Origin of the sequence: Ruegeria sp. Alg231-54, assembly GCF_900143525.1 — a bacterium.
Classification (GTDB): domain Bacteria; phylum Pseudomonadota; class Alphaproteobacteria; order Rhodobacterales; family Rhodobacteraceae; genus Ruegeria.
In genome coordinates this window covers 128,786-148,451 of sequence record NZ_FREZ01000009.1, presented here as the reverse complement: position 1 = coordinate 148,451, position 19,666 = coordinate 128,786, and the positions used below count along the sequence as shown (strand labels likewise).

The window sequence follows — 19,666 nt, the reverse complement described above, 5'->3', positions numbered from 1 at the left end:
CAAAGCTTTGGATAATCAGCCGCCATGAATGTGACGTTGTTCCATTTCCCGTGCGAACTCGGTCAGGCGCAACTGAAACTGTCGCCGAAACCGGGATTGCCCAAGCCTTAGTGATTGTAACAGCAGCCGCGCAGGGAGGGATTTGGCTGACAGGGACATATCAACGCTTAGACGCGTGCGGCGCTGCGACAGGGCCAAAAGCTCCACCGTCGTGACCCCGTTCATCCCCTTGCTTGCCGCTTCGAACCGCATCAGCAAAGGTGGGTCGCATTCGGCCATCTGCACAGAAATCTGACGTGGCTTTCCGCGTAACCTGAATTCTGTCTCCCAACTGGTGCCCGGAACAACGCCCAATTCACCCGAAACCCGCCGGACGTCGATCCCGCGCCGCATCGCGATCCGTTCGAATCGGTCAAAGTCGGCCACCATTTCGAACACCGAGTTGATGGGAGCTTCGATATCTTCGCGCACTGTAAACTGCATTGTGGTTCGGGGTTCTCTCGCTTTTCAGAACAGTATTTTGTCAGTCCAATGTATCCGCAAGCCAGTTTTGCAAAAGAAAATGCGCAATCGCTCCCTTGCGGGCTGGCAGCAAAACGGGGTGTTCGCCGGCAAAGGCCTGCAACATCTCGGATTTGGTAACCCACATCGCATCTTCGATTTCGACCGGGTCGATGGTGATGTCGCGCGACAACGCCTCACCCGCGCAGCCGAACATCAACGAGGCCGGAAACGGCCAGGGTTGGCTGGACAGGTAACGGACCTCACCTACGGGCACCCCGGCCTCTTCCATCACTTCCCGCCGGACCGCTGCCTCAAGCGTTTCACCTGGTTCAACAAACCCTGCCAACAGCGAATACATCCCTTCTGGCCAGCCCGGTGAACGTCCCATCAGCACTGAATCACCTTGCGTAATCAACATGATGACGACCGGATCAGTACGCGGAAAGTGCTGCCCACCGCAGGACGGGCAACTGCGCTGCCACCCCGCCTGCGCAAGTTCGCTGGCTGCGCCACACCGGGCGCAAAACCGATGCGTTTCGTGCCATGCGGTCACCGCCTTAGCCGAGGCCGCGAGTTCGGCGTCACGCGTCGACAAACGGGTCATGATCCGGCGCAGTTCGGCAAAGACATGGCCGTGGGGCAAGTCCGGGTGCTGTTGCTCTGACTTGTCGATAAAGCCTCCGACACCCGACACGTCCAACCCATCAGCCGTCCAGTCCGAAATATCAAAGGCAAACACCGGCGCATCGTCCGACAGCCCCAGGAACACAGGCTGCTCGACAGAACCTCCTGGCCCGGTTTCGACCAGCTTATGTGACATGGCGATCAGTCCCAACTGATCCAGCGCCTCGCCCTGAACCAAAACCTTACCGCGCCACAAGAGCAGGCATTTTGCATTGGGATGCCCCCGCGCCCCCGCGACCGCATCAGCATCCCCGCGAATATGCGCCGCACGATCCAGCCCCGAGCTACCAAACGTCACATATTCCGCATTTTTCATAAGTTATCCTTAGACTTGTCCGCACAGGGCTGCCATGTCGGCCAATCAGTTGCAACGGTATTTCACACCCAAAACCACAGGTCGCTATCGAATGAACACAGCTAAGCCTTGCAATTCGCAGCGATTAATCTTTTTGTTGAAAATGACTAAGACAAAACTGCCAAAAGTAGAAATTTGAAACCTTCCCCTTCTCTGCCTCCGCAGACCGTGCAGATCCGAATACTGGCCACCACGGATCTTCATATGAACTTGAGGAGTTTTGATTACTATTCTGACACCCCTGAACCCACAATCGGCCTGACCCGAACCGCCAGCCTGATCCGTGAAGCCCGAACTGAGGCGCAGGCGGATGGCTCAACCGTGCTGCTTTTTGACAACGGCGATTCGCTGCAGGGCACACCGGTTGGGGAGCTGGCCGCCGAGCAGGCCGATAAGCCTCATGCGCTGATGCAGGCCTTTGGCGCGTTAGAGTATGATGCGATCGGGTTGGGAAATCATGATTTCGGGTTCGGTCAAGATATACTGGACAGCATCCTTTCGCAGGCCCCCTGTCCAGTGGTTTGCAGCAATGTTTATCGCCCGGGCGCCAACGAGGTCTGGCAGGATCAGGCAGTTCTAACCCGCCGGGTTGAGGTCGCGGGGCACCAAGCCTCTCTAACCGTCGGCGTCTTCTCGGTCGTTCCGCCGCAGACCCGGAATTGGGAATCTCATCGGCTGGGTGATGACGTCCGGATAGACGACATCCTGACCTGCGCGCGTACTAAAGTGTCTGAGCTTCGATCTCACGGCTGCGACGTGATCATCGCGCTTGCCCATACGGGGCTGGGCTCCGCTGACCCCGCGCCCGATCTTGAAAACGCGATTATCCCTCTTGCCGCGATTGAGGGTATAGACGCCATCATCGCCGGGCACACACATCTTACCCTGCCGGGGAAATCGCACGCTGGGCTGGAACACGTCGATGCCACTGGCGGAATGGTGCATGGCACACCTGTTGTCATGCCGGGATCTGCCGGATCTCATCTTGGCCTGATTGATCTAACGTTGACTGCCACGACAGAAAAGGGCTGGGCGGTCGCGGCGCATCGCGTTGAACTGCGCCCGGTCTCAGGTGCTGACCCGGCACCCGAGGACCCGTCATTGGTGGCGCTATTTTCGGATGTGCATTCCGCAACACGAAAACGGGCCGAGGAACCAATTGGGCATACGGATCAGCACCTGCACAGCTATTTCAGCTTTTGCGCCAAGGATCGCGGGCTTGCGATGGTGGCCGCGGCACAGGCTTCGGCTGTGCGCCAGAACCTGAAGGGTACAGCCCATGAAGTGACGCCTTTGCTGTCCGCCGTAGCACCTTCAAAGTTCGGTGGTCGCGCCGGGCCTCGCTTTTACTCGGACATTCCTGCAGGCGTAATGCGTATGCGCCACGTGGCTGATTTGAACATCTTTCCAAACGAACTTCGAGCGGTCGTGGTGTCAGGAGAGCACGTCAGAGATTGGCTTGAAATGTCTGCGGGCGTTTTCAATCAGGTGAAACCCGGCGCGCAAACTGAATTGGTCAATCCTGATCGAGCCGGACACAATTTCGATGTTTTGTTCGGGCTAAGCTACGTGATCGATCTGAGCGTACCGCCCCGGTTCGATGCGGATGGACATCTGGTAAATCCGGCATGCCGGCGCATCTCAGATCTTCGTTTCCAAGGCCACGCGGTGACGGCCGAACAACGCTTTGTCGTTGCACTGAACAATTACCGCGCCAGCGGCGGTGGGCATTTTCCGTTCATACGGGACGCCGAAATCATCAACGTTCCGGCTTTGCCGATCCAACACGCGCTGAAGGATTACCTGACCGGTGCATTGCCCACGGAATCGCTGGAACAGGGCCTCTGCCCATTCCGTTTTGCGCCCATGCCGGGGTCCTCTGTCCTGTTGAAGACCGGTCAACAGGCACAACGTCACCTCGCGGACATCACAGAGTTCAGCCCAACGCTGGCTGGCACGAATGCCGAAGGGTTCTTGCGCATTCAACTCTCACTGTGACGGGTTGTCATTTCTGCGTGTCTTCCCTATATCGAATTTCGAGAGGTTGGCGCGGGCGAGCGCCTCGCCAACCTGGTCAGGTCCGGAAGGAAGCAGCCACAACGAGCCCCGCTTGGGTCGATGTCCAACCTCTCACTTACTTGAACCGTTAGCCGCAGGAGGGCTTTTATGATTGTAGCAAAAACCCTTTGGGCAGAGCGTTTCTGAGGCCGACTCTCACACCTGCCTGAACACGTTACCGCTGGATGCGCGACCGCCATCCAGACGGCTTGCTGTACCTGAACACAGGCAGAACAATGTCTTTTACACTTTCGGACTTGGGATGGTCCTCACACTTTGCCGCACAACATGCGGCCAATCCTACATGCGCTCCCTTTCGCATCACAGCCGTTCACCGTGATCGCCTGATCGGCGCAAGCATCAACGGTGAAACACCGCTGCTCACCCTGAACCAGTCGACGGGCGACTTTGCCGTCGGAGATTGGGTATTGGCGGATGATCAAAACCGGGTTCAACACCTGCTGGAACGCCGCAGCCTGTTGAAACGCCGCGCTGCCGGAACCGCGGCCGAGGTCCAGTTGATCGCCGCCAATGTGGATGTGCTGTTCATCGTCAGTTCCTGCAATGCCGACTTCAATCTGGCCCGGCTGGAACGGTATTTGGCTTTGGCACACCAGGCCGGGTGCTATCCGGTGATCGTTCTAACCAAGGCCGATACCTGTACCGATCCTGGTAATTTCTCCAAAGCAGCCGAGTCGCTGGCTCCGTTTCTGACCGTGCTGGCAATCAATGCTTTAGATGCCATGGACGTTCAGCAAGTTCTGTCCTGGTGCCCCACCGGGCAGACCGCTGCACTGGTCGGCTCATCCGGTGTCGGCAAGACAACATTGGTCAACGCCATGACGGGCCTGGATGAGGCAACCTCCGGCATTCGCGAAGACGACGCGCGCGGGCGGCACACGACAACTGGCCGCGCGTTGCATCCGATGCAGAATGGAGGCTGGTTGGTCGATACACCCGGCATGCGGGCTTTGCGGTTGCTGGATGCACAAGATGGTGTCGACGAGGTCTTTTCCGACATTCTTGAATTGGCTCAGACCTGCCGCTTTTCCGATTGTCAGCATCAGGCCGAGCCGGGCTGCGCCGTGCAGGATGCGATTTCCAACGGAACACTGGACGCTGAGCGGTTAGAGCGCTGGCGAAAGCTGCGGCGTGAAGATGAAAGGAACTCGGAAACCGTGGCGCAGTCTCGTGCGCGCGACAAGGCCTTTGGTAAGATGGTACGATCGGTGATGCAGGACAAGAAATCTCGCAAAAAGCTGTAAGTACCGGCTCAGGCGATCAACCGGGGCCATATGGCCGCATTTCGGCGCGCAAATGCGCCGATGTGACCGACCTCGACCAATCCAAAGTCTTTCGGCGACAACTGATGTCGGCGGGCTTTGGGACCGTAAAGATCGGCCAGGCGCCAAACCGCGTTCGGGGGCACCACCTGATCATCGTCCATTGTGAACAGATCGACGGGTGTTTCCGACGCAGCCCAACGGGCGTCTGGAAGGCTTTTGCCGATATCCGGCACGTAGCTCAGCGCAGCGGTGCACCATTTGCGCCACTGCCAGTAGACACGTGCCGGAAGGTCCGAGCCGAACCCAAGTGCCTTGCCCGGCAGGTATCCCAATGCCTTAACCAGCAATGGCGGGTGGCCATACCAAAACATTGTCGCCAGTGCGCGATATGGCCAGGGGTGGTCGGATACCGTCACCAAACCTGAACAGACACAGATCATCCGGTCGATCTGCTCAATATCGGGCTGAATTGGCCCCAGCATTCCACCCACCGAATGGCCAATGCTCCACTGCTGGGCGGCGGGAAATCTGCGCCGCATTTCAGCGCGGGCAGCGGGCATGTCGATCAACGCCCAGTCAGCCATCGTGGCCTGCGAATCGCGCAGGCGCCCGCGTAGAGAGTGGCCAAAATCGCGATAGTCATAGGTCAGACAGGCCATACCCTGTTCTTCCACCAACCACCGCGCAAAATGCTGGTAATAGTCGCGCGGTACGCCTGTGGCTGCATGGACTACAACCGCCACATCAGGTGCCGAGGCAGACATATACAGCCGTGCCGACAGTTCGGCCTCTCCGGCAGAAAACGTGAAATCTTCGGTCAAAACGACCGGAGTGTTGTCCAACATGGTGCCCTCGCAAGCATCTGAACTATTCGGTTCACATATGGCATATCGGCGCTTTTGCGCGACTAGAGTCAACAGATTTTCAAAGTGACCAAGCGTCCACTTGAACGATGGAAAACAGCCCGCTTGACTCAAGCCACCTACAACCGCTAGCGATGAGGTGATGGTTCTCGTCCTGATATTGGGGCGGGATGAAAAGGGAACTCGGTGCGGTCCAGCCCGGCAATGCCGGAACGGACCAAGGCCGCGACTGCCCCCGCAACTGTAAGCGGTAAGCAATGCCGAAATACCACTGGCCGAAAGGCTGGGAAGGTCGGCAAAGCAATGACCCGCAAGTCAGGAGACCTGCCATCAAAGTAAAAACCGAAACTCGGGCGGGGTGTCCGGGCAGGTCTTCAGTGCGCTGAGTTCCCTGTTCCACGTCCCCCGCTCACCGCGCGGAGGGCGCATTATGATCTGGAAGACAACGACCCACGAGTTCACCGCCACCCTGTGCCAGAAAACGGGGAAAACCTGCCCCGCATTGGCCCAAATGGCTCGGGCCTTGGCCGAGGCGATGGCAACAGCACAACCGATGACGACCAGCGAATTTGAGGTGGACGGCTCCAGCGAACTGACCCATTGCGATGAGGGCTGCACCGCACGGTTTCGCGCCAGCCCGGCCCGGATCAGGGTCTATTGCGGGGCAAACACGGGCGCCTCAGCCGACACGCTGGACGAATACGCCGATATGATGTTCGGCCCTGACTTTTCCACTCTGCCTGCTGGTGTTTTGGCGGCCTTGCCTTGCGCCATGCTTCAGGCATCGGCCCTTGTACCGTGTCCATCGCATCAGGTTGTTCAACAAGCCACGGCCTGATCCTAGTTCACCTATCGCTCTGGGCCGGTTTCATGGCCCAGGCCATCTGCTGCTCCGTTTCCACCGCGCATGGTCGGGCCAAGCGCAGCCGGTTTAGCGCATGGTTTGGATCTTCGCCGCATTCCAACATGAGCCTCAGCGCGACCATCCCCGACCGCCCACAACCGCCCCGGCAATGCACCAGCACGCGTCCACCGTCGGACAGCACTTGCCGGGCGGCTGCGCTGGCTTGAGGCCAAAGAGTTTCGATTGGCAGGGGCGGCGTGCCAAAATCCTCGACCGGAAGATGCACCCAGGTCGCGGGTCTGTTTTGAACGTCTCGACCAAAACCGCCTGCACCGACCTTCTGCATCTCGGCCTCGGTGGTCATTGAAATCACCAGATCGGGGTTCCAGTCCTGTATCACCCTCAGATCATCCACATACCCACCGCCGCCGCCAGGCAAGGGGGACAGCGCCAAGGTGCCTGAGCCAACAGGCAGCGCGTAGATTGCAAATTTTGCCAAAGCTTATGCTCCTACTGCCACCGGCCTACAGATTTTGACAGCCGGTTTATCCCGTTTACAGACGCTGTCCAAACCGAAATTCCACAAAGCCTGCTGTGGACGCGGGCGGCCCGTGTCTCTACGCTGCATTTCTGACACGAATCTGACAGAGCAGACATGACCGAAACGCCCAGCCCCGCCTATCAGGTTCTTGCCCGCAAGTACCGCCCTGAAACCTTTGCAGATCTGGTTGGACAGGACGCAATGGTGCGCACGCTGAAAAATGCGTTCGAAGCGGATCGGATCGCGCAAGCCTTCATCATGACCGGCATTCGAGGTACAGGTAAAACCACCACTGCCCGGATTATCGCCAAAGGTATGAACTGCATCGGTCCCGATGGTGAAGGCAAACCAACAACCGAACCTTGTGGCCAGTGCGAGCATTGCATCGCCATCATGGAAGGACGCCATGTCGACGTGATGGAGATGGACGCCGCCAGTCGGACCGGTGTGAACGACATTCGCGAGATTATCGACAGTGTCCGATATCGTGCCGCCAGTGCGCGCTACAAGATCTATATCATCGACGAAGTTCACATGCTGTCGACCAGCGCCTTCAATGCCCTGCTCAAAACGCTTGAAGAACCGCCCGAGCACGTAAAATTCATCTTTGCGACGACTGAGATTCGCAAAGTTCCAGTGACAGTGCTGTCGCGCTGCCAACGGTTTGACCTGCGCCGGATCGAACCCGAAGATATGATCGGTCTGCTCAACAAGATCGCCGCGGCGGAAAACGCACAGATCGCAGAAGACGCGCTGGCTTTGATCACACGAGCGGCCGAAGGGTCTGCCCGCGATGCAACATCGCTGTTGGATCAAGCGATTTCACATGGTGCCGGGGAAACCAGCGCCGATCAGGTTCGGGCAATGCTGGGCCTTGCAGATCGCGGGCGCGTGCTGGATCTGATGGACATGATCCTGCGCGGTGATGCGGCTGGGGCATTGACCGAGTTGAGCGGCCAGTATGCCGAAGGGGCCGATCCGCTGGCCGTTCTGCGCGATCTGGCCGAGATCACCCATTGGGTTTCCGTGGTCAAAATCACGCCCGATGCCGCCGATGACCCCACCGTCTCACCGGATGAACGCGCGCGGGGTCAACAGATGGCCGAGGCGCTGCCAATGCGGGTGTTGACGCGCATGTGGCAGATGTTGCTAAAGGCGCTGGACGAGGTATCTGCAGCACCCAACGCGATGATGGCCGCCGAAATGGCAATCATTCGTCTGACCCATGTGGCCGATTTGCCAAGCCCCGAAGAACTTATCAAGCGACTACAGGACGCGCCTCCCCCCCCACCGAACGGGGGACCCGGAGGTGGTGTGGCTGTGCCAACTCATGCACCTGCACAGACGACATCGTCTACGCATCTCTCGGCCCAGCGTGGACCGGCAGGGGCGCCCACCGCAGCGCTTGCCCAGGACATCCAGACCGAGCTGGCACGCTATCCAACCTTCGAATACGTGGTCGAACTGATCCGCACCAACCGGGACGTAAAACTATTGGTTGAGGTCGAAAACGGCGTGCGTCTCGTCTCGTATTCCCCGGGACGGATCGAGTTCACGCCTACAGACAAAGCGCCGACCGACCTGGCGCAAAGGCTTGGTTCGGCCTTGCAACGCTGGACGGGAAACCGATGGGCCGTCTCAATCGTGGCCGATGGGGACGCGGCAACAATCGCCGAGGTTCGAGACGCGGCTGATCTGGCGTTGAAAGCGCAGGCCGAACAACACCCACTGGTTCAAGCCGTTCTGATGCAGTTTCCAAAAGCGCGCATCAAGCGGATCGAAACCCCGGAAGAACGCGCCGCCAAGGTCGAAACCGAAGCCCTGCCTGAGGTCGAAGACGAATGGGACCCGTTCGAGGAGGACTGATCCGAGCGACCAAAGCGGAAACACTCCCGCGCTGCCGGGTCGGACGGGAGGAAAGGTCTTGCCACAGACCTTGACGACGGGCGGGAGAAGCTCTCCCCTTGTACCCTACCGACAGCATCCGTATTTAGGCGGCAAACCGATTTGCAGGAGAAAAGCAATGCTCAAAGGACTCGGTGGTCTGGGCGATATGGCCAAGATGATGAAATCCGCGCAGGATTTGCAGACCAAGATGACGGACATGCAGGAAGAGCTGAACAACCTGATGGTTGTAGGCGAATCCGGTGCAGGGCTGGTGAAGGCCACCGCCACAGCAAAAGGCGAGCTGAAGGGTCTGGACATCGATCCGTCGATCTTCAACGGCGACGATAAGGAAGTTGTCGAAGATCTGATTCTGGCCGCTATCAAGGACGCGCAAACCAAAGCGGCCGAGCGCTCTCAGGCAGAGATGGCAAGGCTGACCGAAAGCATGGGTCTGCCCGCAGACATCAAGCTGCCGTTCTGATAGATACTCCTGACGACCCAAAGGCCGGGCACAACTGCCCGGCCCTTTTGCAGGAGCGCACGCCGTGAGTTCGAACAGCGATATCGACAATCTGATCGATCTGATGGCCAAATTGCCGGGCCTCGGGCCCCGCTCGGCTCGCCGCGCGGTGCTGCACCTGATCCGAAAGCGCGCCCTGCTGCTGACGCCCCTGTCGGACGTAATGCAGCAGGTGGCCGCCACCGCCCGCGAATGCCTGAACTGCGGCAACGTGGGCACCACCGATATCTGCGACATTTGCGACAGCGAGGTCCGCGCGACTGGAGAGCTGTGCGTGGTCGAAGACGTCGCCGACCTCTGGGCGATGGAGCGCGCTGCAGTTTTCAAAGGTCGCTATCACGTTCTGGGCGGCACGCTGTCTGCCTTGGACGGCATCGGCCCGGACGAGCTTCGCATCCCCCGTCTAAAGGATCGGGTGATGGCCGAAGGGATCACCGAAGTCATTCTGGCGCTGAACGCGACCGTCGACGGCCAGACCACAGCCCATTACATTGCCGATCAGTTGGAGGGGCAGGTGCGCCTGACCTCGCTGGCGCAGGGTGTGCCAATTGGCGGCGAGTTGGATTATCTGGATGACGGGACGATTACGGCGGCGCTCAGGGCGCGGAAGGAATTGTAGGTAACCAGACTACGGTCAGAGCGCACAGAGGTTTTACCTGAGCAAAGCTACTTTTAGTGCAATTCCATCCGAGACAGATAGAAGTCTGCCCATTTGCGGTCTCTTCCAGACAAGTAACTAATACATCTTGCGCTGCTAATGCGCCGCAGCCTTTTGTTGCGCGGACCAATAATATACAAGTATTCAAAGCTGTTTAGGACGTTTCGAAAAGCCTGTTCGTCATGGGATGGCTTGTCTATCCTCCACCCTTCAAAACAAGCCAGATCAACGCGCTGCCAGAAGCTTTCGGGCAGTTCACTCATCAATGCCTCGTCCAGCCCCTGTGTGTCGGATTTCCAAATCAGGCGTCGGCCACTGGCCTCGTCCCCCATGCATTTATCCAACAGCCCTTCAGTTATTCTTCTGATTTTGGCGACGATGACCAGATGCTCACGGCCCGCCACGGCGTCTCGATTGAAGGAAAAATTCCCACCATTCACGCTGTCTTTATAAAATGCCAGTTCACCGTCTGATTGACCCAAGCCAAAGTCGAAAACCGACACCATGGGCATCGCTTTGAGGTTGCGCTTCAGGTGCTCCGTATTATCTGGGCTAGGTTCAAAACATGATGCTGATATTACCTGAGGGTAGTTGATCAAGACCTGCCGGGAAAAAAGACCGACATTCGCACCGATATCGATTAGATGATAGGGTCCAGTCGGACAGGCTTGCCCGATAAACCTGGTTTCGTTGAAGCTCCATTCTTCATGCTGGGCGACATGTGGAAATATCGAGCCATCGGTAAGAAGAGAAATCTCATTGCCCCCTTCGAACTCACCGCGCAGGGGGCTGCTTTCTGACAGTAAAAATTGAATTGAAGCGCATCTCTTGCGCAACAGTTTGGTCATTTCACGGTTCATGAAATCGGTCTCCCGCCAGACACAACTACAGCTTAGATCGCCAAATTAAACAAAAAACCTGTACCAACAAGTGCACACCGCTTGTCACACAAAAGCTTTTGGTGTGATAAGATCTTGTAGGTATCTCAGAACTAATAACCTTCCTCGCCGGGAATTGCCCTGTTTTGTCCGGAGCTTTCAATGACCCGTATTCTCGCCTTTGTCTTCGCCGCCTTCACCGCGACCGCCGCATGGTCACAACAACTCATCGACAAGGGATTTGTCGAAGGTTGGAACATCATGATGGACCCCGCGCTTGGCAACGGGTGCTTGATCCAAACGATCTATCAGGACCTCTCGGTCGTGCGGCTGGGCTATGACGCGCTGGACAATCGGGGATATTTTGCCGTCTACAACAAGGCGTGGGGCGACATCAAACAGGGCGAGAGTTATCCGATCCGGTTCGATCTGGACGGCAAAAGCTATGACGCCACTGCCATCGGATTCAATCAGCGCGACGTGCCAGGTGCAACGGTGTTTTTCACAGACCGAAGCTTCGTGGATGCGATTGCCCAGAACAAAACCATGACCGTCTATAACCCGGCGGGTGAGGTGGTCATGGCGATTGACCTGAAAGGCACGGCCAAGGCGCTGGAATATGCGCGCGACTGCCAGAACAAGAAACTCTAGCGAATCGGATCAAACAGGGCGTCTTTGGCGGTGCAATCTCGGATTACGTCTCGCCCACAAGGCACGGGTTCAAGGTCGCGCGACAGGCACAGGCGGACTTCTTCTATATAGCCCTGATTGCAGGTCACAGTGATCATGTCGCGCTCAAGGCCGGGGTTGGCTTTCAGAAAGGCTTCTTCCACAACCGATGCAGGCAGTTTGACCGAGGCGTCCAGCTTGCGGAATACCTGAGGACGCTCAACCGCCTCATACGCCTGCCGGGACAGCGCATAATAGTTGGACGCGCTGAGACCCGTGCAGGTGCCGTGCTTTTTCCACTGATGCCACGCCAGACCGGAACTGCCCTGAATATCGGTCATTTTGCGTGACATAGCGCGCGATGGCGGCGCCTCGGGCGTGCGGCAGAAGGCGGGCCAACCCTGATGGTACTGAGGCCACAGACCATGCAGTATCCAGCCATGGTCATGCCGGGTGTCGCATTGATCCGATCCGCGCGCGTCGCCTTCGCGGGCGCACCAGTTGGGCGACCAGCTAAGCGACAAGACATAGTAGTCAAACTCGCCCGCTTTTTCGCCATCGCCCAGCGCCGCCATTGCACCAAAAATCCACGAAACCAGCCCCAAAACAACCCAGCGCATTCGCCTCTTCCCTTCTTGCCTTGGCGCGACTATATACGGACCAAGTTCCCCGACAACGGAAACCTGCCCCAAAAAAGGGGCCGCCGAATTCCGGCGACGGGAAAGATGTATTTATAGGAGACGGGCTGATGGCAAAACCGCTTATGGCCAAGGCAACAGCCGTATGGCTGGTGGACAACACCACGATCAGCTTCAAGCAGATCGCGGATTTCGTAGGCATGCACGAGCTTGAGGTACAGGGCATCGCAGACGGCGATGTGGCCGCTGGCGTGAAAGGCTTTGACCCCATTGCCAACAACCAGCTGACCCAGGACGAGATCGACACCGCGCAGAACAACCCGCTGCACAAGCTGAAGCTCAAGTTCAACCCCGCTGCAAGCGGCGAGGAAAAGCGTCGCGGTCCGCGCTATACCCCGCTATCCAAGCGTCAGGACCGTCCGAATTCGATCCTGTGGCTGGTCAAATTCCACCCAGAACTCAGCGACGGTCAGATCGCCAAGCTGGTGGGCACCACCAAGCCAACCATCCAGTCGATCCGTGAACGGACCCATTGGAACATCTCCAATATGCAGCCGATCGACCCCGTTGCGCTAGGTCTGTGCAAACAGTCCGAGCTGGACGCGATCGTGCAGAAAGCCGCAGCAAAGAAAGCTGCCGAAGGTGGCGTCATGAGCGATGACGAGCGCCGCAAGCTGGTCTCGACCGAACAGTCGCTGGAAATGGACGCGGCGCCGAAGATCCCGACTGCCATCGAAGGTCTGGAAACCTTCTCGCTGTCGGACGAGCCTGCGGAAGAGAAAGAAGAAGAACCAATCCTCGACGCGGACAGCTTCTTCAACCTGCCCAAAGGCGGTGCCGACGACGAAGACGAAGACGATCCGCGCCCCTAAAGCACAGACAGCCCCGGCCTGAACGGACCGGGGCTTTTTTACGAGAAAACCATGCTGAACGTTCTTTCCAAACTATTTGGACCGCATCGCGCCGTTTCGATCTATGCCTTCCTGAAGACCTGGGGTTTGCCCGTGGCAGGCGGTGTTGGTCTTGTTGCCGTCGCTGCTGGTTTGCTGATCTTCAACGACAGCGGCGAGCACGAGCATGAGGCATTCATGACCGTCAACGTCTTGTCAGCGACACCCATCAACGGGGACCTCAAGAACGGCGTCATTGCTTCGGTCCGACTGCCGGACGGGTCTGCGACCTCGGTCACTTCGACCGACGCTCCGGTCTCACAAACCGTTGGCACCACGGCATGCATCGAAAAACGTGTGTACGTGGACAGTGGCGAGGCTCGGTATCGGTTCAAACTGCCGCGCCACTGCGAAGCAGGATAAGTAAAGCCGCCCGGTAAGAAAACCGGGCGGCTTTGGTTTCAGATCATCTGGAACAGAATGCCAGCGGTGATGGCCCCAGTGATCCCCAGCCCCAGATAGGTCGCAAAGACCCGTGGTTTGACCAATGACCAGACCGCGGCCATTGCCGGGATCGAACTGACGGCACCCGCGACCATGAAGGACATCGCGGCCCCTGCGCTCATCCCTTGTTCCATCAGGCCAGCCAGCAGCGGCGGCGCGACGTAAGAGTTCAGGTAAGCGGGCATCCCGACCAACGAGGCAATGACAATGGGTACAACACCGTCACCGCCGACAACGCGCGCGATCAGATCGGCCGGCACATAGCTGACCAACAACGCCTCAAGCACATAGGCCAGAGCCAACCATTTAAGCAGGAACAAGCTGTTGTGAATGAACTCGGACCGGAAGCGCTGACGACGCTCGGGTACCTGCCAGAACTTCCAGACAGGTTTGTCCTCCTGTTTAGGTCCGCATCCGCAGCCAGCCGGTTTGTATTCGCGCAGAGGCTGGGCAAACGCGCCGCCTCGCATCAGGGCACGGACGGCAAAGCCTCCAAACAGACCCAATGCGACCGCTGCAATGGCCTTGCCGATTGCAAATGGCCAACCCAATGCGCCTGCCGTGATCAACAGGGTAGGTGGATCAATCAAGGGCGAGCTGAGCCAGAACGCCATAACAGCGGACAGAGGTGCACCAAGCGCCAGCAGTCCAGCAATGAACGGAATGACTTCGCAAGAACAGAACGGTGCGAGGCCGCCGAAGACTGCGGCCAAAAAGATCATCCGCGTTTCGCGCCCCTCAAAGGCGCGCGCAACCATCACTTCGGCACCGGTCGCCTTGAGGTAAGACAGCAGCAAGACGGCGAACAGAATATACTGGCCGGTATGTGCAAGGGCTTTGCCCGCAAAGGTTACAACCTCTCCCCAATTGCCGGGGTCAAGGACGGCCACAAGCGCCAAAATGGCCACGATCACCGCCCATGGGGTTTTGATCAGATCAACGGCCACCTTTGCCGGTGCCTTTGGGTTTTGTGTCAGCTCAGCCATCGTTCGCAGCCTTTCCCACTTCGTCCGCGCAGCATTCGCTAAGAATGAACTGCGCGAGGTCTCTCAATTCTTCGTAATTTGCGCGGTTGATGGTGGCGCGCCCGATTTTCTCTTGCTCGACAACACCGCCGGCCGCGAGGAACCGCAGGTGATGGGCCAATGTCGAAGGCGCAATGCCTGTGCGGTTCTGGATTTCCCCAACGGTCAACCCGGCCTCACCAGCCCGAACCAATGTCTTGAGAACCTTCAGTCGCGCTTCAGAGCCCATGGCCGAGAATCCTGCTGCAGCTGTTTCCCACATCTGACTTCTCCATTAAGCTAGATTTATAGTTATTTAGGCGAGTCGTTCTTTTTCGTCAAGCGCCTTGTTCACGAATTCTCGAGACGAGATTAAGTCCAGATTGCCCTCACCTTAAGTCCACCCTATAAGGCGCTATGGGAATATCGGTCGACACATTCTTTCTGGAATTGAACGGACAGGGCACGCTGCAGGCGCAGATCCAGCAGATGATTGCCGAAGGCATCTTGTCTGGCCGGTTCCACGTTGGGGAAAAGCTGCCCTCGTCTCGCAAATTGGCGGCGCATCTGGGTGTTAGCCGGATCACGGTGACATTGGCGTATACGGAACTACTGGCCAATGACTACCTGACTGCCAAGGGCCGGTCGGGGTATTTCGTGTCGCAAAACGCGCCCGTGCCACCCAAGTATTCGCCTGTGCAAAAACGCGATGAAAATGTCGACTGGGACACGGCCCTCGCACGCAGGTTCTCGGACGGGGACGTGCTGCCCAAGCCCAGTAATTGGCGCGATTACAAATACCCTTTCATCTATGGTCAGGCAGATCGGAAATTATTCGACCACGCCAATTGGCGTCTCTGCGCGGTCCGTGCACTGGGTCACAAGGATTTTGCATCCCTGACCGGGGACTACATGGATCAGGATGATCCGCTGCTGATCGAATTCATCGCCCGTCACACGTTGCCGCGCCGCGGGATCGCCGCTCGCCCCGAAGAGATCCTGATCACAATGGGCGCGCAAAACGCGCTCTGGCTGGCTTCACGCATTCTTTTGAACCGCAACCGCACAGCGGTGATTGAAGACCCCTGTTACTATGCGCTGCGAGATTTGCTAAATCACTCCGACTGCAAAGTTTCACCACTGGCCGTTGACCGCGATGGCCTGACCCCGGATGCGTTGCCGGATGAAACAGATGTAATTTTCACCACCCCCAGCCACCAAAGCCCGACGACCGCAACCATGCCCGTCGACCGCCGCCACGAGTTGCTGAAACGCGCCCGCGAACTGGACGCCATGGTGGTCGAGGACGATTACGAGTTTGAAATGGCCTTTCTGGGATCTCCCTCCCCGGCCCTTAAGTCAATGGATCGCGACGGACGGGTGATCTATGTAGGCAGCTTCTCGAAATCGCTGTTTCCCGGATTGCGCCTTGGCTACATTGTCGGGTCCGAACCTTTTATCCGCGAGGCCCGTGCTTTGCGTTCTTTGGTGCTGCGCCACCCGCCGGGCCATATCCAGCGCACCGCGGCCTATTTCCTGTCCCTGGGCCATTATGATGCTCAGATTCGACGTATGTCGAAGACCCTTGCCCGGCGACGCGAAGCGTTGGACAGCGCGGTCGAACAGTACGGGCTTACCGTTGCCGGACGCGGAATCATGGGCGGGTCGTCGCTTTGGATGTCGGCCCCCGATCGTGTGGACACGACCAAACTTGCCAAAAAGCTGCAGAGCCAGGGCGTGCACATCGAACCAGGCGCCTCGTTCTTCAATGGGTTGCACCGACCGCGCAACTTCTATCGCCTTGGATACTCGTCCATTGGCCGGGACCGCATCGGGCCGGGCGTGAAACTGATCGCGGATGCCATCCGTTCCGCCTAGCACGACTCTGGACATATCCCGCCTAACGTTCTGGCCCTAACGCCGCTTCGCCCCTTGCGCCAAAACCGTATCAAAGGCGGGTGCTGTGCCCGAACCTTTCTTCAATTGTGCGGAGAACACTCAGATGAAAATGACCACTGAAGAGGCCTTTGTTAAGGTTCTGCAAATGCACGGTATCGAACATGCGTTCGGTATCATCGGTTCGGCCATGATGCCGATTTCGGATATCTTCCCGGCCGCAGGCATCAATTTCTGGGACTGCGCCCACGAAGGTTCGGGCGGCATGATGGCGGACGGCTACACCCGTGCCACCGGCAAGATGTCGATGATGATCGCGCAGAACGGCCCCGGCATCACCAACTTTGTGACTGCCGTTAAAACCGCATACTGGAACCACACCCCGGTTCTGCTGATCACTCCGCAGGCAGCCAACAAGACCATCGGTCAGGGTGGCTTCCAGGAAATGGAACAGATGCGCATGTTTGCGGACTGTGTTGCCTACCAGGAAGAACTGCGTGACCCCAGTCGTGTCGCCGAAGTTCTGAACCGCGTCATCCTGCAAGCCAAGCGTGCTTCGGCACCTGCTCAAATGAACATCCCGCGTGATATGTGGACCCAGGTTGTCGACATCGAACTGCCTAAGATCGTCGAATTTGCCGCAACTGCTGGCGGCGCCGAAGCGCTGGACGAAGCGGCAGCCCTGCTGTCCGACGCTAAATTCCCGGTCATCCTGAACGGTGCCGGTGTTGTTCTGTCCGGCGCGATCCCTGCGTCCGCCGATCTGGCTGAACGTCTGACCGCACCGGTCTGCGTTGGCTATCAGCACAACGACGCCTTCCCCGGCTCGCACCCGCTGTTTGCCGGTCCGCTGGGCTATAACGGCTCGAAAGCCGGCATGGAACTGATCGCCAAAGCGGACGTTGTTCTGGCTCTGGGCACTCGTCTGAACCCGTTCTCGACCTTGCCTGGCTACGGCATCAACTACTGGCCGACCGATGCCAAGATCATTCAGGTTGACCTGAACCCTGATCGTATCGGCCTGACCAAAGACGTGACCGTTGGCATCGTCGGCGACGCCAAGAAAGTGGCCGAAGGTCTGCTGGAACGTCTGGGCGACAACGCCGGTGAAGCAGGTCGCGAAGACCGCAAGAACCTGATCGCCACAACCAAATCGGCTTGGGCGCAAGAACTGAGCTCGCTGACCCACGAGAACGACGATCCGGGCACCACCTGGAACGAGCGTGCACGTGCCGCTAAGCCCGACTGGATGAGCCCCCGCATGGCATGGCGCGCAATTCAAGCAGCGCTGCCGACCGAGGCAATCATCTCGTCCGATATCGGTAACAACTGCGCCATCGGTAACGCGTACCCGTCCTTCGAAGAAGGCCGCAAGTACCTGGCACCTGGCCTGTTTGGCCCCTGTGGTTACGGCCTGCCTGCCGTTGTTGGCGCGAAAATTGGTTGCCCGGACGTTCCGGTTGTCGGTTTCTCGGGTGACGGCGCATTTGGTATCGCTGTGAACGAACTGACCGCGATTGGCCGCGAAGAATGGCCAGCCGTGACCCAGATCGTTTTCCGCAATTACCAGTGGGGCGCTGAAAAGCGTAACTCGACCCTGTGGTTCGACGACAACTTCGTTGGCACCGAACTGGACCAACAGGTCTCTTATGCCGGTATCGCAACCGCATGTGGTCTGAAAGGCGTCGTTGCACGCACCCAGGACGAGCTGACCGCGGCCCTGAACCAGGCGATCATCGACCAGAAAAATGGCATCACCACCCTGATCGAAGCCATGATCAACCAGGAACTGGGCGATCCCTTCCGTCGCGACGCCATGAAAAAGCCGGTCCGTGTTGCCGGTATCGACGCGGCTGACATGAATTCGTCGGCCGGGGCATAATCGCGTGAAGCCATTACGCACAATTCTCGGAGCTGCCAGCGGCTCCGACAAGATCATTGCCCTCGCTGAGGGCGATGATCCACGTGTTGTTGAAGGTGCTTTGAAGGCCCGCAAGGAAGGTGTCGCGCGCATCATTCTGGTCGGCGACAAAGCCAAAGTAACTGCCCTGCTGGCCGAACAGGCTGGTCAGGATGTCGATGGTATCGATATCCACGATCCATCGGACTCTCCCCATGCCGAAGCGTTTGCAGCTGAGCTTTTCGAGCGGCGCAAGCATAAGGGCATGACGCCTGAAAAGGCCGCTGAAGAAATCAAACACCGCCTGAACTATGCCGCGATGCTGGTTTATACCGGTAATGCCGATGGAACCGTCGGCGGAGCTGTTGAGACCACGTCGGCCACAGTGCGCGCCGCTTTGCAGATCATCGGCAAAGCGCCCGACGCGGCCATGGTTTCCAGCTTTTTCCTGATGCTCTACTGCCGCGATCACCACACGGTTCGCGGTGCGCACATCTTTGCCGATTGCGGCCTGGTCGTTGATCCGAACGAACAGGAACTGGCTGAAATCGCCCGGGCATCTGCCGCGTCTTTCAAGGCGCTGACGCACGAGACGCCCCGCGTTGCAATGCTGTCCTTTTCCACCGGCGGCAGCGCAAATCATCCGAAAGTCACGAAGGTCAGCGAGGCCACGCAGATTGCAAAATCGGCCGACCCCGATCTGTTGATCGACGGCGAGCTGCAGTTTGACGCCGCATTCGTCCCCGAGGTGGCTGCAAAGAAAGCCAAGGATTCGCCCCTGCGCGGCGAGGCAAATGTCTTTGTGTTCCCGAACCTCGACGCAGGCAACCTTGGCTACAAGATCGCGCAGCGTATTGGGGGTGCCGAAGCAATCGGCCCGGTCCTTCAGGGACTGGCGAAGCCGGCCAACGACCTTTCACGCGGATGCTCTGCCGAGGACGTTCTGCACATGATCGCGGTTACGGCCGTGCAAGCAGAAACATCCAAAACCCGGACAGACGCCTCGTAAATCCGGCTAAAGCGAAATACTGTTCCGATTGATCTCTGCTCATGAGAATAATCGGATCAAAAGCCACAGGGACCAGAA

20 protein-coding genes, 1 other RNA gene and 1 riboswitch are annotated in these 19,666 nt (G+C 58.2%); of the genes, 13 read left to right on the top strand and 8 right to left on the bottom strand.

Annotated features, from left to right (window positions below):
* Positions 1-15: 15 nt before the first annotated feature.
* Both DHN12_RS16355 and nudC read right to left on the bottom strand, forming a co-directional pair.
* Positions 16-483, bottom strand: a complete 468-nt coding sequence (locus DHN12_RS16355; protein WP_108861175.1) for an SRPBCC family protein — start codon at positions 481-483, stop codon at positions 16-18.
* Between the two features lie 40 nt (positions 484-523).
* Complete coding sequence (gene nudC, locus DHN12_RS16350) at positions 524-1,504, bottom strand: NAD(+) diphosphatase (protein WP_108861174.1); 981 nt, start codon at positions 1,502-1,504, stop codon at positions 524-526.
* Between the two features lie 207 nt (positions 1,505-1,711).
* Between nudC and DHN12_RS16345 the strand changes: the two genes are divergently transcribed.
* The 3 genes from DHN12_RS16345 (at position 1,712) to rsgA (ending at position 4,866) form a co-directional block, all read left to right on the top strand.
* Entirely contained in the window at positions 1,712-3,541 is a 1,830-nt protein-coding gene (locus DHN12_RS16345; protein WP_255415470.1) for a bifunctional 2',3'-cyclic-nucleotide 2'-phosphodiesterase/3'-nucleotidase, read from the top strand.
* A gap of 39 nt (positions 3,542-3,580) precedes the next feature.
* Positions 3,581-3,679: signal recognition particle sRNA small type (gene ffs, locus DHN12_RS16340), an RNA gene on the top strand.
* Positions 3,680-3,837: 158 nt separating this feature from the next.
* On the top strand, positions 3,838-4,866 hold the full coding sequence (rsgA, locus tag DHN12_RS16335; RefSeq protein ID WP_108861214.1) for a ribosome small subunit-dependent GTPase A: 1,029 nt from the start codon (positions 3,838-3,840) through the stop codon (positions 4,864-4,866).
* Between the two features lie 8 nt (positions 4,867-4,874).
* On the opposite strand, the gene DHN12_RS16330 is transcribed toward rsgA, so the two are convergent.
* Complete coding sequence (locus DHN12_RS16330; protein ID WP_108861172.1) at positions 4,875-5,732, bottom strand: alpha/beta hydrolase; 858 nt, start codon at positions 5,730-5,732, stop codon at positions 4,875-4,877.
* Between the two features lie 144 nt (positions 5,733-5,876).
* Positions 5,877-6,097, top strand: a riboswitch (cobalamin riboswitch).
* Between the two features lie 83 nt (positions 6,098-6,180).
* Here DHN12_RS16330 and DHN12_RS16325 point away from each other — a divergent pair.
* Entirely contained in the window at positions 6,181-6,588 is a 408-nt protein-coding gene (locus DHN12_RS16325) for a hypothetical protein (protein WP_108861171.1), read from the top strand.
* Between the two features lie 7 nt (positions 6,589-6,595).
* Here DHN12_RS16325 and DHN12_RS16320 read toward each other — a convergent pair whose 3' ends face one another.
* Positions 6,596-7,093 (bottom strand): dual specificity protein phosphatase family protein, encoded by a 498-nt coding sequence (locus tag DHN12_RS16320; protein WP_108861170.1) that lies wholly within the window; start codon positions 7,091-7,093, stop codon positions 6,596-6,598.
* Between the two features lie 156 nt (positions 7,094-7,249).
* Here DHN12_RS16320 and DHN12_RS16315 point away from each other — a divergent pair, with 156 nt between their 5' ends.
* The 3 genes from DHN12_RS16315 (at position 7,250) to recR (ending at position 10,161) form a co-directional block, all read left to right on the top strand.
* Positions 7,250-9,001 (top strand): DNA polymerase III subunit gamma/tau, encoded by a 1,752-nt coding sequence (locus DHN12_RS16315; RefSeq protein ID WP_108861169.1) that lies wholly within the window; start codon positions 7,250-7,252, stop codon positions 8,999-9,001.
* 157 nt (positions 9,002-9,158) lie between these two features.
* On the top strand, positions 9,159-9,503 hold the full coding sequence (locus DHN12_RS16310) for a YbaB/EbfC family nucleoid-associated protein (protein ID WP_108861168.1): 345 nt from the start codon (positions 9,159-9,161) through the stop codon (positions 9,501-9,503).
* 64 nt (positions 9,504-9,567) lie between these two features.
* The gene (gene recR / locus DHN12_RS16305) at positions 9,568-10,161 is read left to right on the top strand and encodes a recombination mediator RecR (protein ID WP_108861167.1); all 594 of its coding nucleotides are present in this window, start codon (positions 9,568-9,570) and stop codon (positions 10,159-10,161) included.
* Between the two features lie 53 nt (positions 10,162-10,214).
* On the opposite strand, the gene DHN12_RS16300 is transcribed toward recR, so the two are convergent.
* Entirely contained in the window at positions 10,215-11,060 is an 846-nt protein-coding gene (locus tag DHN12_RS16300) for an FkbM family methyltransferase (protein WP_108861166.1), read from the bottom strand.
* A 180-nt stretch (positions 11,061-11,240) separates the two neighbouring features.
* Between DHN12_RS16300 and DHN12_RS16295 the strand changes: the two genes are divergently transcribed.
* Positions 11,241-11,729 (top strand): hypothetical protein, encoded by a 489-nt coding sequence (locus tag DHN12_RS16295; protein WP_108861165.1) that lies wholly within the window; start codon positions 11,241-11,243, stop codon positions 11,727-11,729.
* On the opposite strand, the gene DHN12_RS16290 is transcribed toward DHN12_RS16295, so the two are convergent.
* Positions 11,726-12,367: a ribonuclease T2 gene (locus tag DHN12_RS16290; protein ID WP_108861164.1), complete on the bottom strand. Its 642-nt coding sequence runs from the start codon at positions 12,365-12,367 to the stop codon at positions 11,726-11,728. The two genes, DHN12_RS16295 and DHN12_RS16290, sit on opposite strands and share 4 nt — an antisense overlap.
* Positions 12,368-12,495: 128 nt before the next feature.
* Here DHN12_RS16290 and DHN12_RS16285 point away from each other — a divergent pair, with 128 nt between their 5' ends.
* Positions 12,496-13,257, top strand: coding sequence for a DUF1013 domain-containing protein (locus tag DHN12_RS16285; RefSeq protein WP_108861163.1), 762 nt, complete (start codon positions 12,496-12,498; stop codon positions 13,255-13,257).
* 51 nt (positions 13,258-13,308) lie between these two features.
* Positions 13,309-13,698, top strand: a complete 390-nt coding sequence (locus DHN12_RS16280; protein WP_108861162.1) for a hypothetical protein — start codon at positions 13,309-13,311, stop codon at positions 13,696-13,698.
* Positions 13,699-13,736: 38 nt separating this feature from the next.
* Here the strand turns inward: DHN12_RS16280 and DHN12_RS16275 are convergent, their stop codons facing one another.
* Positions 13,737-14,765 carry a permease gene (locus DHN12_RS16275; RefSeq protein ID WP_108861161.1) on the bottom strand — a complete coding sequence of 343 codons (1,029 nt, stop codon included), beginning with the start codon at positions 14,763-14,765 and terminating at the stop codon, positions 13,737-13,739.
* Positions 14,758-15,066: a helix-turn-helix transcriptional regulator gene (locus DHN12_RS16270; protein WP_108861160.1), complete on the bottom strand. Its 309-nt coding sequence runs from the start codon at positions 15,064-15,066 to the stop codon at positions 14,758-14,760. The genes DHN12_RS16275 and DHN12_RS16270 overlap by 8 nt, the downstream gene beginning before the upstream one ends.
* A gap of 134 nt (positions 15,067-15,200) precedes the next feature.
* Between DHN12_RS16270 and DHN12_RS16265 the strand changes: the two genes are divergently transcribed.
* The 3 genes from DHN12_RS16265 (at position 15,201) to pta (ending at position 19,588) form a co-directional block, all read left to right on the top strand.
* Complete coding sequence (locus tag DHN12_RS16265) at positions 15,201-16,661, top strand: PLP-dependent aminotransferase family protein (protein ID WP_108861159.1); 1,461 nt, start codon at positions 15,201-15,203, stop codon at positions 16,659-16,661.
* Positions 16,662-16,785: 124 nt separating this feature from the next.
* Positions 16,786-18,561: a sulfoacetaldehyde acetyltransferase gene (gene xsc / locus DHN12_RS16260; RefSeq protein ID WP_108861158.1), complete on the top strand. Its 1,776-nt coding sequence runs from the start codon at positions 16,786-16,788 to the stop codon at positions 18,559-18,561.
* Positions 18,562-18,565: 4 nt separating this feature from the next.
* Positions 18,566-19,588: a phosphate acetyltransferase gene (gene pta, locus DHN12_RS16255; RefSeq protein WP_108861157.1), complete on the top strand. Its 1,023-nt coding sequence runs from the start codon at positions 18,566-18,568 to the stop codon at positions 19,586-19,588.
* Positions 19,589-19,666 lie beyond the last annotated feature (78 nt).

Coding starts and splice junctions, on each gene's coding strand:
- DHN12_RS16265 (WP_108861159.1), top strand. CDS start 15,201: ATGGGAATATCGGTCGACACATTCTTTCTGGAATTGAACGGACAGGGC.
- DHN12_RS16280 (WP_108861162.1), top strand. CDS start 13,309: ATGCTGAACGTTCTTTCCAAACTATTTGGACCGCATCGCGCCGTTTCG.
- DHN12_RS16270 (WP_108861160.1), bottom strand. CDS start 15,066: ATGTGGGAAACAGCTGCAGCAGGATTCTCGGCCATGGGCTCTGAAGCG.
- DHN12_RS16295 (WP_108861165.1), top strand. CDS start 11,241: ATGACCCGTATTCTCGCCTTTGTCTTCGCCGCCTTCACCGCGACCGCC.
- DHN12_RS16325 (WP_108861171.1), top strand. CDS start 6,181: ATGATCTGGAAGACAACGACCCACGAGTTCACCGCCACCCTGTGCCAG.
- DHN12_RS16300 (WP_108861166.1), bottom strand. CDS start 11,060: ATGAACCGTGAAATGACCAAACTGTTGCGCAAGAGATGCGCTTCAATT.
- DHN12_RS16310 (WP_108861168.1), top strand. CDS start 9,159: ATGCTCAAAGGACTCGGTGGTCTGGGCGATATGGCCAAGATGATGAAA.
- DHN12_RS16285 (WP_108861163.1), top strand. CDS start 12,496: ATGGCAAAACCGCTTATGGCCAAGGCAACAGCCGTATGGCTGGTGGAC.
- DHN12_RS16330 (WP_108861172.1), bottom strand. CDS start 5,732: ATGTTGGACAACACTCCGGTCGTTTTGACCGAAGATTTCACGTTTTCT.
- DHN12_RS16355 (WP_108861175.1), bottom strand. CDS start 483: ATGCAGTTTACAGTGCGCGAAGATATCGAAGCTCCCATCAACTCGGTG.
- xsc (WP_108861158.1), top strand. CDS start 16,786: ATGAAAATGACCACTGAAGAGGCCTTTGTTAAGGTTCTGCAAATGCAC.
- DHN12_RS16290 (WP_108861164.1), bottom strand. CDS start 12,367: ATGCGCTGGGTTGTTTTGGGGCTGGTTTCGTGGATTTTTGGTGCAATG.
- DHN12_RS16315 (WP_108861169.1), top strand. CDS start 7,250: ATGACCGAAACGCCCAGCCCCGCCTATCAGGTTCTTGCCCGCAAGTAC.
- DHN12_RS16275 (WP_108861161.1), bottom strand. CDS start 14,765: ATGGCTGAGCTGACACAAAACCCAAAGGCACCGGCAAAGGTGGCCGTT.
- rsgA (WP_108861214.1), top strand. CDS start 3,838: ATGTCTTTTACACTTTCGGACTTGGGATGGTCCTCACACTTTGCCGCA.
- nudC (WP_108861174.1), bottom strand. CDS start 1,504: ATGAAAAATGCGGAATATGTGACGTTTGGTAGCTCGGGGCTGGATCGT.